Genomic DNA, 14,464 nt, shown 5'->3' with positions numbered 1-14,464 from the left:
GGCCGGCATACTGACAAGCAGAGCCTGAACGACTTCTGAAGGGCAAGGCTTAACCCTGCACCCGGCGACGGGTGACGAACATGGCGTCCCCGTAGCTGAAGAAACGATACTGTCCCGCCACGGCGGCCTGATAGGCGGCCATCACGTTGTCATAGCCGGCAAAGGCGCTGACCAGCATGATCAGGGTGGATTCGGGCAGGTGGAAGTTGGTGATCATGGCATCGACCACCTGGAACTCGTAACCGGGGAAGATGAAGATGTCGGTGTCATTGAAGAAGGGCGCCAGCGGCTTGCCCTGGGCCAGGGTCGCCTTGGCTGCGCTCTCGAGGGATCGTACCGACGTGGTGCCCACCGCAACCACCCGACCGCCGCGGGCGCGGGTCGCCGCGATGGCATCCACCACCTCCTGGGGCACTTCGGCGTATTCCGAGTGCATGTGGTGATCTTCAATCTTGTCGACGCGCACCGGCTGGAAGGTGCCCGCCCCCACGTGCAGGGTCACGAAGGCCATCTCCACGCCCTTGGCACGGATCTGCTCGAGCAGCGGCTCGTCGAAGTGCAGACCGGCGGTCGGCGCCGCCACGGCACCCGGCTTCTGGTTGTAGACGGTCTGGTAGCGCTCCTTGTCGGCATCCTCGTCGGGACGGTCGATATAGGGAGGCAGCGGCATGTGGCCGATGGCATCCAGAATGGTCAGCACAGGGCGCGGGTCCAGGAAGTGGATCTCGAACAGAGCGTCGTGGCGGGCACGCATCTCGGCCTCGACGGGCACGCCGTCGGCACCGCCATCCAGAAGGAGGCGGGTACCTGGCTTGGGGGACTTGGACGAGCGGACGTGCGCCAGCACGCTGTGCTCGTCCAGAATGCGCTCCACCAACACCTCCAGCTTGCCGCCGCTGGCCTTCTGGCCAAACATGCGGGCCGGAATGACACGGGTATTGTTGAACACCAGCAGATCGCCGGGGTTGAGCTGGTCAAGCACATCGACAAAATGACCGTGGCGCAGGGCGCCGGTTTGACCATCGAGCTGCAGCAGGCGGCTGGCGGTACGCTCCGCCATGGGATAGCGGGCAATCAGCTCGTCTGGCAGATCAAAATGAAAATCGGATACTTGCATCTTTCACCTCGGGGGAATCGGCGGCTAGTCTAGTTATCCCCCTCTTCCAAGGCAACCCAAAAGACTAAAAACCCAAGGAAGACAAGGGATAGCGGGCCATTTTGTGAGGCTGGGCCCGTTAAAAAACCTTTAAGGTTTTGTATTGACCCCGATCATGTTCTGACGACGGGGGCTGGGCTAGGGTGGAAGCAGACACACAAGGAGGCCCACCATGATGACCCTCTCCGAGATCATGACTGAACACCCCTTTACTCTGGGTCCGGAAAACAGCGTCAAGCAGGCGATGGAGCTGATGCAGCAGGAGCGGATCCGTCACGTTCCCATCGTCGATGAACACCAGCATCTGCTTGGTCTGGTCACCCTCTCGGACATCCTGGCCACCCGTGAATCCAAGCTGCTGCTGATCAACCCCGAGCGGGAGGCGGAGTTCACCGACAGCGTCCAGCTCGACGAGATCATGACTCGTCAGGTGGCGAGCGTGGATCCCCACGCCGGCATCAAGGAGGCGGCCCTGTATCTGCAGCGCCACAAATATGGCTGTCTGCCGGTACTCAAGGGGCGCAAGCTGGTTGGCATCGTCACCGAGTCGGACTTCATCGCCGTGGCCATCAATCTGCTGGAGCTGATGGAGGAGCAGGAGCCCCCAACCGACTTTTGATCTTAAAATTCTGTAATAAAATTACAATAAAAGCGTTTTCAGCCTAATTTAACGGCTATTTAAGTGAAACACTTTCAATTTGACTGTAAAATTACACCACAAAACTTGTGTTGTGACATTCATCACACTATGATGCCCACCATGCAATGGTTGCCGAAGAGGAGATGAGGATTGTGCACCCGCCATCTTCTCTTCATATGTTTGCAAGTTTGCACACCCCGTAGTTAGTCTTTGCTGTAAAGCATATTTATCGCCATTCCTTGTTTGATGACCCGGCCCTGTCTGTGCGACGGCGCCGGGATTTTTTTATCCCTCTTTTTTCTACTGCGCCGCCTCGTCTGCCCCCTTCTCTGCTCACGCAATGAAAACAAATCCGGCCCAGCCCTTGAAAATGTGACATGCAGGACAGAAATTGAACTTCGACAATGAGTTATCTCCGAAGGCCTGAGATATTCATGTTAGGTACAGTTGTGATGGTCTATCTAATAAATAGATTTATGTGATTCAAAATTGTGGCTTTGACCGATTAGAAAAAGTCACTATGATGACTCCATCGAAAGTTAAGCGCCTCGTCTGGCACGATTCTTCAACACCAGACAGGCATATGTACATCACCAAGGAGCAAATACATGTCTACCTACATCAACACTGAAATCAAGCCGTTCAACGCCACCGCCTATCACAATGGCAAATTCGTTCAGGTGTCTGACGCTGACCTGAAAGGCAAGTGGTCCGTGGTGTTCTTCTACCCGGCTGATTTCACCTTCGTCTGCCCGACCGAGCTGGGCGACCTGGCCGACAACTACGCCGAATTCCAGAAGCTGGGCGTCGAGATCTACGCCGTCTCCACCGACACCCACTTCACCCACAAGGCCTGGCACGACACTTCTGACACCATCCAGAAGATCCAGTACCCGATGATCGGCGACCCCACCGGCACCATCACCCGCAACTTCGGCGTGATGATCGAAGAAGCTGGCCTGGCTGACCGCGGTACCTTCGTCATCGACCCGCAAGGCGTCATCCAGATCGTTGAAATCAACGCTGGCGGCATCGGCCGTGACGCACTGGAACTGCTGCGCAAGGTCAAGGCTGCCCAGTACGTTGCTTCCCACCCGGGTGAAGTGTGCCCGGCCAAGTGGAAAGAAGGCGACGCCACCCTGGCCCCGTCCCTGGATCTGGTAGGCAAAATCTAAGCCTCCCCGCTCTGAAGACCGGCCCGTTCAAGGGCCGGTCTTGTTTACGGCCCTCAGAAAATGCGCCGGTCTGCTGTGTGGACCTCTGTTTTCTGTATCCGGTCATCGTGCCGACCCGCATTCAGCAAGAAGGAATTCGACCATGTTAGATACCAACCTCAAACAACAACTCAACGGTTACTTGCAGTACATCGTCAATCCCATCGAGATCAGCGTGTCCGGCAATGACAGCGACAAATCCGCCGAACTCCTGGCATTGGCCAGCGAGATAGCCGAGATGTCCCCCAAGATTTCCCTGACCGATGGCACCAATGCCCGCAAGCCTTCCATGAGCATCGCGCCCCAGGGCCAGGCCCCGCGCGTGCACTTTGCCGGCATTCCCATGGGTCATGAATTCACCTCCCTGGTGCTCGCCCTGCTGCAAAGCGGCGGTCACCCCTCCAAGGCCGATCCGGCCGTGCTGGAGCAGGTGAAGAACCTCAAGGGCGAGTTCCACTTCGAGACCTATATTTCCCTCTCCTGCCACAACTGTCCGGACGTGGTACAGGCCCTGAACCTGATGTCCACCCTGAACCCCGGCATCACCCACACCATGATCGACGGTGCCCTGTTCCAGGATGAGGTGAACGAGCGTCAAATCATGGCGGTCCCGAACGTCTACCTGAACGGTCAGCCGTTCAGCCAGGGCCGCATCTCGCTGGAAGAGATCGTTGCCAAACTCGACACCGGCGCTGCCGAGCGCAAGGCGCAAGAGCTGAGCGAAAAAGCGCCTTATGACGTGCTGGTGGTGGGCGGTGGCCCGGCCGGTGCCGCCGCGGCCATCTATGCCGCCCGCAAAGGCATTCGCACCGCCATTGTCGCCGAGCGTTTCGGTGGCCAGGTGATGGACACCGTCGGCATCGAGAACTTCATCTCCGTGCCCTACACCGAGGGCCCCAAGCTGGCCGCCAGCCTGGAGCAGCACGTCAAGCAGTACGGCGTGGAAGTGATCACCGAGCAGCGTGCCGCCGCCATCAGCAAGGATGGTTACGTCAACGTGGACCTCGCCTCCGGTGCCACCTTGAAGAGCCGCGCCGTGATCCTGGCGACCGGTGCCCGCTGGCGCGACCTGAACGTGCCGGGTGAACTCGAGTACCGTACCAAGGGTGTGGCCTACTGCCCCCACTGTGACGGCCCCTTCTTCAAGGGCAAGCGGGTTGCGGTGATCGGGGGCGGCAACTCCGGCATCGAGGCGGCCATCGATCTGGCTGGCATCGTCGAGCACGTCACCGTGGTGGAGTTCGCCGATACTCTGCGTGCCGACGACGTGCTGCAGAAGAAGGCCCGCTCCATGGGCAACATTGACATCATCATGAGCGCCCGCACCACCGAAGTGATCGGTGATGGCAGCAAGGTGGTGGGCATGGATTACGAAGATCGCACTACCGGCGAGATCAAGCATCTGGCAGTGGCCGGCATCTTCGTCCAGATAGGCCTGGTGCCGAACACCGAGTTCCTCAAAGGAAGCGAGATTGCCCTGACCCGCTTTGGCGAAATCGAGATCGATACCAAGGGTGCCACCTCCCTGCCCGGCGTCTATGCCGCAGGGGATGCCACCACGGTACCGTTCAAGCAGATCATCATCTCCATGGGGGCAGGTGCCACCGCCGCCCTGGGTGCGTTTGATTACCTCATTCGCAACCCATCGCCGGAAGCACAAGCTACCCAGGCCGATGCCGTGACCGCCTGATAACCGCCCAACAAAAAACCGACTCCCTGGAGTCGGTTTTTTTATCCCTGTCGTTGGGTCGCCAGCCTTCAGCGCCCCTGCGGCGCGTCCCTCTCCTGCCCCTCTTCACTCACCGCTCTCTCTTCTGCATCAGGCGCAGCATAGCTCGCCGGCACTGCCTCCCCTTCCAGATCCGTTCTTGGCTCCAGCTCCGCCGTCATGGGGGTGTTGGGGGGCACAGGTATGAAAACCTGATGCTCCGTCAGCGGAATGGGGGCTCGCTTACGCCTGCGCCAGCCGAGATAGGCCGACAGCAGCAGACCGCACAGGGCAAAGTAGACGAACAGCCCCTGTGGTCCGAACGTTGCCATGGTAAAGGGGGCCAGCAGCGGACCCGTCATGGCCCCCAGGCTGTAGGCAAGCAGCAACCCCTGGTTTGCCCCCAGCACCTGATCCGGGCGCAGTTCATCGCAGGCATGGCTGAGGCTCAAGGGATAGATGGAGAACGCCATGCCCCCCAGCAGGAAGACAAGAGTCCCCTCGACTGGCTCACGCCAGGGCTCCGGCAGCAGCACCATCAACAACGCGATCAGGGTCAGCAGGGCGCAGAGCAGCAGGATCACCAACCGTCTGTCGTAACGATCAGATGCACGTCCGATAGGATATTGCAGACACATCCCCCCCAGGATCACCAGCGCCATCATGTCCGCCACCTGGGAGAGGGAGGCGCCGCTGTCGGTGAAATAGAGCGGCAACAGCCCATAGATGGCCCCGAGGATGAGGCCCGAGGTAAAGCTGCTGCCCATTCCCGCCGGAGTGAGGCGCACCAGCTCCAGTACTCCCACCGGCTGGGGAGCCACCATGGCCGGCGTCGCCACCCGGGAGAGAGCCAGAGGCACTACGGAGAGGGTCGCCGCCATGGCGCACAGGGCGAACGGCGTCAGCACCTTGGGGTCCACCTGCTTGAGCAGCAGCTGGCCCAGGGCGAGTGAGCCGTACAGCAGGATCATGTAGAGGGACATCAACCGCCCCCGGTTCGCAGGGGTGCTTGAGACCAGCATCCAGGACTCCAGCACCACGAACAGACCGCCGGTGGCAAACCCCCCGATCAGCCGCAGCGCCGCCCAGGTGACAGGCTCCACCACCATGCCGTGCAGCAGAAACAGAAAACAGAGCAGGGAGGCGTAAGCCACATAGGCCCGGATATGGCCCACCCGGATGATGAGGCGGGCATTGATGAAGGTCCCCAGCACCAGGCCGCCGAAATAGGCAGCCGACACCAGACCGATGGCCTGGGCGGACACCTGCTCGGCGGAGAGACGCACCGTCAGCAGGGTATTGAACAGACCGTGACCCAGAATGAAGATCACCAGACTGGTCAGGGGGGACAGCAACCTTGTCAGTGCCATGGAGCCTCCTCGCAACAAAAGGGTCATGGTAGCCCCTGCCTCCCGCCCCCTTCAACCCGAATGCCCTCCCCCTGCGGGGCTATGCTTGACGGGAACCCCACATGGAGATCCGAAAGATGAGACTCATGCTGTTGTTGGCCGCCCTGCTCTTTTGCGGCAGCGCCCTCGCCTTCCACTGCCCCATGGACATGAAGAAGATAGACGACGCCCTGGCCGCAGGCCCCGCCCTCAGTGCCGAGCAACTGGCCGAGGTGAAGCAGTTGAGGGCGGACGGAGAGACCCTGCACAACGCGGGCAAGCATCAGGAATCGGTCGATACACTGGCCAAGGCCATGGCCATTCTCAGCATCGATCAGGGCTGATACCGCCCCTTCGCCGCGCGACGGTCTCTTTCGCATCGCTCGGATACAGACCGCCAAAATGAAACAAGGCCCTGGCCATCACTGGCGGGGGCCTTTTCACTGCGGATGTCAGCGCTGAACGGGGCTACACCCGGCCACTGTAGACCAGGGTGCAATAGTTGAAGGCTATCTTGCCGTCAACGGCATGGCGAGCAAACTCGCGGCGAACGAGCGCCGTCATCTGATCGTGGGCCGGCGTGCCCGCCACAGGCGCATAGGAGGAGGAGTTGAGCCGTCCAAGCACCCCGTCAAGATCGAACAGCTGGCTGTTCTCGAAGCGATCGAGCCGGTACTCCCCGGTGAAGAAGGCGCGAAAATCCGCCTCGCCGAGGTTGCGATGATTGACCTCCTCGTAATCCCCCGAGTAGGCGTGCAGCCCCTCTTCATAGGCCTTGAGAAACGGGGTGTTCGTCAGCCTGTCATTCCAGATGAGGGCGACCTGGCCACCGGGCTTGAGCAGCCGCTGGCACTCCTGCCGAAAAGCCGCGCGATCGAACCAGTGAAACGCCTGGGCGACCGTGACCAGATCCATCGCCCCCGTGGGCAGGCCCGTGGCTTCCGCACTGCCGTGCAGCCAGCCGATGTTCCCCACCTGGGCAAGCAGCCGTTTGGCGGCAGCCCGCATATCGTCGTTGGGCTCCACCGCCCAGACCCGCGCGACCCGGGGGGCCAGCAGGGCGGTCAGGATGCCGGTGCCGGCGCCGATGTCCGCCACCTGGGCCTCTGGCCCCATGGCTAGCTCGTCAACCAGAAAATCCAGCATGGCGACGGGATAGCCGGGTCGATATTTCACATAGGCCTCGACCCGGGTCGAGAATCGCTGGGTACTGTCCATGGCAGACTCCTCTCTTGCTGCGGCCTTCATGCCGGCTCCCGGCCTGGTGACCAGGATCCCCATGCCACTACACTTGACCCCATCATGCAAGCCCCAAGCGGGTGGCAAACGGCGTACAGGCTGGCTTGCCACCCAGCAAAACAGCGGGCGCTGGGGCGGCAGGATACCCATCGGAGCGCCCGCTCACGGGCGTCGAAGGACAAACACCAGGATGGAGCTGCGACACAATGAGACCAGTCAAGAACAGGATTTGCCTCTGGTATGACGGGGATGCCGAGGAGGCGGCACGGTTTTACGCCAGTCTCTTCCCCGACTCCGCCGTCGGTGCCGTACACCGGGCCCCGGCCGACTATCCCGCCGGCAAGGAAGGGGATGTGCTGACGGTCGAGTTCAGCGTGATGGGGATCCCCTGCCTCGGCCTCAACGGCGGGCCCGGGGTCCGCCACAACTGGGCGTTCTCGTTTCAGGTGGCCACCCAGGACCAGGCCGAGACGGATCGCTACTGGCAGGGCATCATCGACCATGGCGGCCGGGCGAGTGAATGCGGCTGGTGTCAGGACAAGTGGGGTATCTCCTGGCAGATCACCCCTCAGGTCCTCATCGAGGCGATAAGCGATCCCGACCCCGAGGCCGCGAGACGCGCCTTCGAGGCCATGATGCAGATGGACAAGATTGACATTGCCACCATCGAGGCGGCGCGCCGGGGCGAGTAGCCCGTTCGCACGGGCGCCGCACACAACAAGGCCACCCCTGGGGGTGGCCTTGTGCATATTGGCTGTCAGCTCTTCACGGCGCCGCGATTACTTGGCGTAATCCTCGGTGGGTACGCAGGAGCAGAACAGATTGCGATCGCCATAGACGTCGTCGATACGGTTGACCGACGGCCACAGCTTGCTGGCGCGCACCGCGTCGGATGGGAAGACCGCCTCGGCGCGGCTGTAGCCACGGTTCCACTCTGCATCCATCACGTCGTCCTGGGTGTGCGGCGCATGGACCAGGGGGTTGTCGGCGAGGCTCCAGTGACCGTCCTGTACCCGGGCAATCTCTGCGCGGATGGCGGTCATGGCTTCCACGAAGCGATCCAGCTCGCGCTTGGATTCGGATTCGGTCGGCTCGACCATCAGGGTGCCCGCCACCGGGAAGCTCATGGTCGGCGCGTGGAAGCCGTAGTCCATCAGGCGCTTGGCCACGTCCATCTCGCTGATGCCACTGGCTTCTTTGAGCGGGCGGATGTCCAGGATGCACTCGTGGGCTACCCGGCCGTTGCGACCTGTATAGAGCACGGGGAAGGACTCGCCGAGCTTCTTGGCCAGGTAGTTGGCGTTGAGGATCGCGACCTGGGTGGATTTCTTGAGCCCCTCGTCCCCCAGCATGGCGATGTACATCCAGCTGATGGGCAGGATGCTGGCCGAGCCGAACGGGGCGGCAGACACGGCGCCGTTGTCACGGCTCTCCTTGTCGGTCTTGACCACGGCGTGACCGGCCACAAACGGTGCCAGGTGTTTCTTCACGCCGATGGGGCCCATGCCCGGACCGCCACCGCCATGAGGAATGGCGAAGGTCTTGTGCAGGTTGAGGTGAGAGACGTCCGCGCCGATAAAGCCTGGCGCCGTCAGCCCGACCTGCGCGTTCATGTTGGCGCCGTCCAGGTACACCTGACCACCATACTGGTGAACGATGTCGCACACCTCCTTGATGGTCTCCTCGTACACCCCGTGGGTGGAGGGGTAGGTCACCATCAGGCAGGAGAGCTGGTCTCCGACCTCGGCGGCCTTGGCCCGCAGGTCGTCCAGATCCACGTTGCCGGCCTTGTCACAGGCGGTGACGATGACCTTCAGGCCCGCCATCTGGGCGGAAGCCGGGTTGGTGCCGTGGGCAGAGGCCGGGATGAGGCAGACATCGCGATGCCCCTCGCCGCGAGACTCGTGGTACTTCTTGATGGCCAAGAGGCCCGCGTATTCGCCCTGAGCGCCGGAGTTGGGCTGCATGCAGACCGCATCGTAGCCGGTCACCTTCACCAGCCAGTCTTCCAGATCTGCCAGCAGCAGCTGGTAACCCTGGGTCTGCTTGAGCGGCGCGAAGGGGTGCAGCTTGCCGAATTCAGGCCAGGTCACCGGGATCATCTCGGCGGTGGCGTTGAGCTTCATGGTGCAGGAGCCCAAGGAGATCATGGCGTAGTTCAGGGCCAGATCTTTCGCTTCGAGACGGTGGATGTAGCGCAGCATCTCGGTCTCGGAGTGGTACTTGTTGAATACCTCGTGGGTCAGCACGGCGTCGGTGCGCAGCAGATCTTGCGGAATGGCGTGATGAGTCTGGGCGGCCTGATCGAGGGCCTCCACATCGAGGCCGTGACCCGCCCCAAGGAACAGGTCGAACAGCTCGGCCACGTCGCCTCGGGTGGTGGTTTCAGAGAGGGACACACCGACTGCACCATCGAGATCCGCACGCAGGTTGATGCCGAGCCCTTCGGCCTTGGCAATGAGTGCAGCCTTGTCCGACGTCAGCACTGTGAGGGTATCGAACCAGCTTCCGTGCTTGAGGGCCACGCCCTTGGCGGTGAGGCCGAGCGCCAGGATGGTGGTCAGACGGTGCACGCGGGAGGCGATGGTTTTCAGCCCCACCGGCCCGTGGTAGACGGCGTAGAAGCTCGCCATGTTGGCCAAGAGCACCTGGGCGGTACAGATGTTGGAGTTGGCCTTCTCGCGGCGGATGTGCTGCTCGCGGGTCTGCATGGCCATGCGCAGGGCGCTCTTGCCACGGGCATCCTTGGAGACGCCGATGATGCGACCCGGCATGGAGCGCTTGTAGGCGTCGCGGGTGGCGAAGAAGGCGGCGTGGGGGCCACCGTAACCCATGGGCACACCAAAGCGCTGGGCACTGCCGAACACCACGTCGGCACCCAGTTCACCTGGGGATTTGAGCAGCAGCAGGGAGAGCATGTCGGTCCCGACGCAGGCCAGCCCCTTCTGGGCCTGGACGGCGGCAATGAGGGAACGCAGATCGGCCACATTGCCGGTGGTCCCCGGGTACTGGAACATGGCACCGAATACCTCTTCGCTCACGGCCTCGCCCGCAGGGCCGACCACCACATCGAAACCGAAGTGGACCGCGCGCTCCTTGACCACGTCGATCACCTGGGGGTGAACGTCGTCGGCCACGAAGAAGAGGTTGGATTTGGATTTGGCCATGCGCTTGGCCAGCGCCATGGCTTCGGCGGCGGCGGTGGCTTCATCGAGCAGGGAGGCGCTCGCCAGATCCATGCCGGTGAGATCCAGGGTGAGCTGCTGGAAGTTGAGCAGGGCTTCGAGACGGCCCTGGGCCAGCTCGGGCTGATAGGGGGTGTAGGCGGTGTACCAGCCCGGGTTTTCCAGCACGTTGCGCAGGATGACGTGGGGCACGTGGGTGTCATGGTAGCCCATGCCGATGTAGCTCTTGGCGATCTGGTTCTTGGCCGCATAGCCCTTGAGCTTGGCCAGGGCCTCCACTTCGGTCATGGGGGCGCCGATACCAAGCGGTCCCGGACGACGGATGGCGGCGGGGACCGTCTGCTCAATCAGATCGTCCAGGCTCTCGGCACCTACGGTGGCGAGCAGGGCCCGCAGTTCTTCCTCACCCGGGCCGATGTGACGGCGGATGAAATCGGTTTTTTGCTCGAGTTCAAACAGTGACTGGGTCATTTCCCTATTTCCTGGTAATAGGTCCTGGCATGACATCCTGACAACCAAGACCTGATGTTCCTGTAGCCGGTCGATACCGGCTCCACTCATGTTCTGTGTCCGCCGCGGGCAGACGGGGAATGCGGCAAGGGCATCCCAAAGGCGCAAAGGCTGCGCCCATCCTGCAACCGCCATCGTCGCAGGATGGCAGTCATACAAGTGGGCCCTGCTGTGTTGGCAGGGCCCGGGGGCATTACTCTTCGTCCACCACGTTCTGGTAGCCTTCGGCATCCAGCAGGTTGGCGAGCTCGCCCGCGTCGTCCAGCTTGATGCGGAACAGCCAGCCGGCGCCGTAGGGGTCGGAGTTGACCAGCTCGGGGCTGCCTTCCAGCTCTTCGTTGACGGCCAGGATCTCGCCGCTCACCGGGCTGTAGATGTCGGAGGCGGCCTTGACGGACTCCGCCACGGCGCAATCTTCACCGGCACTCACCTGCTTGCCCACTTCCGGCAGATCGACGAACACCATGTCCCCCAGCAGATCCTGGGCGTGCTCGGTGATGCCGACCACGGCTTCGCCGTTGGCTTCAACACGGACCCACTCGTGGGAGGTGGCATATTTCAGTTCGCTCGGGATATGGCTCATTTGTGCTTCCTTTATGCTCTTGGATCGCTTCAACAAAAATGGGGTGGCGAAGGTCAACCCTCGCCGCAATCAATGATTACACCAACGGCTGGCCGTTGCGCACGAAGGCCGGCTTGGTGACTTTCACGGTGACCTGCTTCTTGCGGATCTCCACCTGGGCCTGTTCGCCGATATCGCGGGGCACCCGCGCCAGGGCAATGCTGTAACCCAGAGTGGGCGAGAAGGAGCCGGAGGTGATCACCCCTTCCCGTGTCTCGCCGCTCTCGCTGGTGAAGGTGACCGGCATGCCGGCACGCAGCACGCCCTTTTCTTCCATCACCAGACCCACCAGCTTGGGCTGGTTGCCGGCGGCCTTCTGGGCTTCCAGGGCGGCGCGGCCGATGAATTGGCGGGAGGCAGGCTCCCAGGCCAGGGTCCAGGCCATGTTGGCGGCAAGCGGAGAGATTGACTCGTCCATGTCCTGACCGTAAAGGTTCATGCCCGCTTCCAGGCGCAGGGTATCACGGGCACCCAGGCCGCAAGGGGCCACGCCGTTGTCCAGCAGGGCCTGCCACAGATCGCACGCCTTCTCTTGGGGGACCACGATCTCGTAGCCATCTTCGCCGGTGTAACCGGTGGTGGCGATGAAGAGATCCCCGGCCTGCACACCGAAGAAGGGCTTCATGCCTTCGACCGCCGCATTCTGCTCGGGGGTGAACACCTTGGCCGCCTTGGCCTTGGCGTGGGGGCCCTGCACCGCGATCATGGCAAGCTCGGGGCGCTCGGTCACGCTCACGGCAAAGTCGATGGCGTGATGGCGGATCCAGGCCAGATCCTTCTCGCGGGTGGCGGAGTTCACCACCAGGCGGTAGAAGGTATCGGTCAGGAAATAGGTGATGAGGTCATCGATGACGCCGCCTTCCGGATTGAGCATGCCGCTGTAGAGGGCCTTGCCGGGGACGGTGAGTTTGGCCACGTCGTTGGCCAGCAGGTGTTGCAGGAAGGCTTTGACCCGCTCGCCGGTCAAATCGACGATGGTCATGTGGGAGACATCGAACATGCCTGCATCGGTGCGCACCACATGGTGCTCTTCCAACTGGGAACCGTAGTTGATGGGCATCTCCCAACCGTGGAAGTCCACCATCTTGGCACCCGCTTCCAGGTGTTTCGGATGCAATACAGTAGTCTGGATCATCGCTGTGTTTCCTTAAGCGTTCGCGACAACACTCGCAATCCGCCCCGGCTCGTCGGGAACTACGGACCACAAGCTCTGTGCTCGTTCCCGCCCGGGCGGGCAGGAGTGATTCCTTGAACGGAGCGGATTATATGACAAGCGTGCCGGGGCACCGCTCAAAAAAAACTAATCCTCACCCGACTCACTGACACCAGACACTAAGGCAAAAACAGTGATAAAAACAGCCAAAACCGCGCCATTGCGGGATTTAATGTTGATTTTTACCGTGCCGTCACAATTTACAGAAAAACGTTTCGCTTCTCGCCAACATTAAAGGCTGACCCCCCAAAGGGTCATCTCGCCCTGTAAGATTAGTTTTTTTGTTAAAAACCCGGGGTAATATTAGATTTTTTCACCCTTGGCCAGGGTGGGCAGCTCCCCATCCAGCCCCATGGCGGCCCGGATCATGCCCTGCTTGAGGGGGCCAAGACCGTCGACGGCGCGAAGCCCCACCCCGCGCACCAGCTTCTTGAGGGGGTTGCTGCCCGCAAACAGTCGCTTGAGCCCCTCCATGGCCGCCAGCATGCGCGCCGCCTCGCTCTTGCGCCAGCGCTCGTAGCCCCGCAGGTTGGCGAGCAGGCCGATGTCCGCGCCCTTGCCGTGATGAATGAGGATCTGCTCCGCCAGGGCGGCGGCATCCAGCAAGCCCAGATTCACCCCCTGCCCCGCCAGCGGGTGGATGGTGTGGGCCGCATCCCCCACCAGCACCAGGCGCTCGCGGGCAAAGTCGCGGGCGTAGCGGGCGGTCAGCGGAATGGCGCTGCGAGCCCCCTCCACCTTGCACAGCCCGAGGCGCCCATCAAAGGCGGCGGTGAGCTGGCGGTTGAAGCCGTCATCATCCAGGGCGCAGAGCGCCTCGGCGCGGGCCGCGGGCACAGACCACACGATGGAGCAGAGGTCGGGCTGCCACAGGGGCAGGAAGGCGAGCGGCCCCTGGGGGGTGAAGATCTGGCGCGCCACCGCCTCATGGGGCTCGGCACAACGCACCGTCGCCACCAGGGCGTGATGACCGTAATCCCAGCTGGTGAGGGGAATGTCTGCCTGACGGCGCACCCAGGAGTGGGCACCGTCGGCGGCCACCACCAGCTTGGCCGAGAGGGCCCGGCCATCTTCCAGCAGCAGCAGGGCGCCCGCTGGCCCGCACTGCAGGCTGGTGGCCCGGGCCGGGGTCAGCATCTGGATATTGCTAGCCCCCGCGATGGCGTCCAGCAGCGCAAGCTGGATCACCCGGTTCTCGACGATGTGGCCAAGGGCCCCCTGACGCAGGCTGGCAGCATCGAAATCGATGTGGCCGAAACTGTCCTGCTCCCACACCTGCATCTTCTCGTAGGGCTGCAGGCGGCGCGCCACTATGCCGTCCCAGGCGCCGACCCCTTGCAGGATGTGCTGACTCGCGAGGCTCAGGGCACTGACCCTGTTGTCCGGCGTCTCACCGAGCGTTGCATCGGGCAGCCGGCCTTCCACGATGGCCACCTTGATCGCCCGGTTCTTGAGGGCGGCAGCGAGCCCCAGGCCCACCATGCCCCCCCCACGATCACCACATCCACATCTTGCATCTGCATTCTCTTGTGTCCTTTCCGGGCGAGTCGCCAGGATCTGCGAGGCGACGCCCACAGGCGTGCCTCTTG

The 14,464-nt window shown here is 62.3% G+C and carries 11 protein-coding genes and 1 pseudogene; 5 read left to right on the top strand and 7 right to left on the bottom strand.

Annotated features, from left to right (window positions below):
* Positions 1-49 precede the first annotated feature (49 nt).
* A complete protein-coding gene (gene queA, locus C2U30_RS01125) occupies positions 50-1,117 on the bottom strand; it encodes a tRNA preQ1(34) S-adenosylmethionine ribosyltransferase-isomerase QueA (protein WP_010675072.1) in 1,068 nt (355 codons plus the stop codon).
* A 211-nt stretch (positions 1,118-1,328) separates the two neighbouring features.
* On the opposite strand from queA, the gene C2U30_RS01120 reads away from it, so the two are divergent.
* The 3 genes from C2U30_RS01120 to ahpF all read left to right on the top strand — a co-directional run bounded on the left by C2U30_RS01120 (position 1,329) and on the right by ahpF (position 4,700).
* The gene (locus C2U30_RS01120; protein WP_010675073.1) at positions 1,329-1,775 is read left to right on the top strand and encodes a CBS domain-containing protein; all 447 of its coding nucleotides are present in this window, start codon (positions 1,329-1,331) and stop codon (positions 1,773-1,775) included.
* A 629-nt stretch (positions 1,776-2,404) separates the two neighbouring features.
* Positions 2,405-2,971 (top strand): alkyl hydroperoxide reductase subunit C, encoded by a 567-nt coding sequence (ahpC, locus tag C2U30_RS01115; protein WP_010675074.1) that lies wholly within the window; start codon positions 2,405-2,407, stop codon positions 2,969-2,971.
* A 142-nt stretch (positions 2,972-3,113) separates the two neighbouring features.
* Entirely contained in the window at positions 3,114-4,700 is a 1,587-nt protein-coding gene (ahpF, locus tag C2U30_RS01110) for an alkyl hydroperoxide reductase subunit F (RefSeq protein ID WP_103242987.1), read from the top strand.
* A gap of 68 nt (positions 4,701-4,768) precedes the next feature.
* On the opposite strand, the gene C2U30_RS01105 is transcribed toward ahpF, so the two are convergent.
* On the bottom strand, positions 4,769-6,088 hold the full coding sequence (locus C2U30_RS01105) for an MFS transporter (RefSeq protein ID WP_103242986.1): 1,320 nt from the start codon (positions 6,086-6,088) through the stop codon (positions 4,769-4,771).
* Positions 6,089-6,204: 116 nt separating this feature from the next.
* Here C2U30_RS01105 and C2U30_RS01100 point away from each other — a divergent pair, with 116 nt between their 5' ends.
* A complete protein-coding gene (locus tag C2U30_RS01100) occupies positions 6,205-6,450 on the top strand; it encodes a hypothetical protein (RefSeq protein WP_041201636.1) in 246 nt (81 codons plus the stop codon).
* Between the two features lie 124 nt (positions 6,451-6,574).
* On the opposite strand, the gene C2U30_RS01095 is transcribed toward C2U30_RS01100, so the two are convergent.
* On the bottom strand, positions 6,575-7,324 hold the full coding sequence (locus tag C2U30_RS01095; protein ID WP_103242985.1) for a class I SAM-dependent methyltransferase: 750 nt from the start codon (positions 7,322-7,324) through the stop codon (positions 6,575-6,577).
* A 227-nt stretch (positions 7,325-7,551) separates the two neighbouring features.
* Here C2U30_RS01095 and C2U30_RS01090 point away from each other — a divergent pair, with 227 nt between their 5' ends.
* Positions 7,552-8,037 carry a VOC family protein gene (locus C2U30_RS01090; RefSeq protein ID WP_103242984.1) on the top strand — a complete coding sequence of 162 codons (486 nt, stop codon included), beginning with the start codon at positions 7,552-7,554 and terminating at the stop codon, positions 8,035-8,037.
* Positions 8,038-8,124: 87 nt separating this feature from the next.
* Here C2U30_RS01090 and gcvP read toward each other — a convergent pair whose 3' ends face one another.
* From gcvP to C2U30_RS01070, 4 genes and pseudogenes are all read right to left on the bottom strand, one after another.
* A complete protein-coding gene (gene gcvP / locus C2U30_RS01085) occupies positions 8,125-11,001 on the bottom strand; it encodes an aminomethyl-transferring glycine dehydrogenase (RefSeq protein ID WP_103242983.1) in 2,877 nt (958 codons plus the stop codon).
* A gap of 232 nt (positions 11,002-11,233) precedes the next feature.
* Entirely contained in the window at positions 11,234-11,623 is a 390-nt protein-coding gene (gene gcvH, locus C2U30_RS01080; protein ID WP_010675081.1) for a glycine cleavage system protein GcvH, read from the bottom strand.
* 76 nt (positions 11,624-11,699) lie between these two features.
* Positions 11,700-12,797 (bottom strand): glycine cleavage system aminomethyltransferase GcvT, encoded by a 1,098-nt coding sequence (gene gcvT / locus C2U30_RS01075; RefSeq protein WP_010675082.1) that lies wholly within the window; start codon positions 12,795-12,797, stop codon positions 11,700-11,702.
* A 381-nt stretch (positions 12,798-13,178) separates the two neighbouring features.
* Positions 13,179-14,398, bottom strand: a pseudogene (locus C2U30_RS01070) (FAD-dependent 2-octaprenylphenol hydroxylase).
* Positions 14,399-14,464: the final 66 nt, after the last annotated feature.

The organism is Aeromonas sp. ASNIH5 (genome assembly GCF_002902865.1).
GTDB lineage: Bacteria > Pseudomonadota > Gammaproteobacteria > Enterobacterales > Aeromonadaceae > Aeromonas > Aeromonas caviae.
The sequence above is the reverse complement of the archived record's forward strand: the minus strand, read 5'-3'. Positions and strand labels throughout refer to the sequence as shown.

Excerpts from the sequence above, each read along its gene's own strand:
- queA (WP_010675072.1), bottom strand. The coding sequence starts at position 1,117 with ATGCAAGTATCCGATTTTCATTTTGATCTGCCAGACGAGCTGATTGCC.
- C2U30_RS01120 (WP_010675073.1), top strand. The coding sequence starts at position 1,329 with ATGATGACCCTCTCCGAGATCATGACTGAACACCCCTTTACTCTGGGT.
- ahpC (WP_010675074.1), top strand. The coding sequence starts at position 2,405 with ATGTCTACCTACATCAACACTGAAATCAAGCCGTTCAACGCCACCGCC.
- ahpF (WP_103242987.1), top strand. The coding sequence starts at position 3,114 with ATGTTAGATACCAACCTCAAACAACAACTCAACGGTTACTTGCAGTAC.
- C2U30_RS01105 (WP_103242986.1), bottom strand. The coding sequence starts at position 6,088 with ATGGCACTGACAAGGTTGCTGTCCCCCCTGACCAGTCTGGTGATCTTC.
- C2U30_RS01100 (WP_041201636.1), top strand. The coding sequence starts at position 6,205 with ATGAGACTCATGCTGTTGTTGGCCGCCCTGCTCTTTTGCGGCAGCGCC.
- C2U30_RS01095 (WP_103242985.1), bottom strand. The coding sequence starts at position 7,324 with ATGGACAGTACCCAGCGATTCTCGACCCGGGTCGAGGCCTATGTGAAA.
- C2U30_RS01090 (WP_103242984.1), top strand. The coding sequence starts at position 7,552 with ATGAGACCAGTCAAGAACAGGATTTGCCTCTGGTATGACGGGGATGCC.
- gcvP (WP_103242983.1), bottom strand. The coding sequence starts at position 11,001 with ATGACCCAGTCACTGTTTGAACTCGAGCAAAAAACCGATTTCATCCGC.
- gcvH (WP_010675081.1), bottom strand. The coding sequence starts at position 11,623 with ATGAGCCATATCCCGAGCGAACTGAAATATGCCACCTCCCACGAGTGG.
- gcvT (WP_010675082.1), bottom strand. The coding sequence starts at position 12,797 with ATGATCCAGACTACTGTATTGCATCCGAAACACCTGGAAGCGGGTGCC.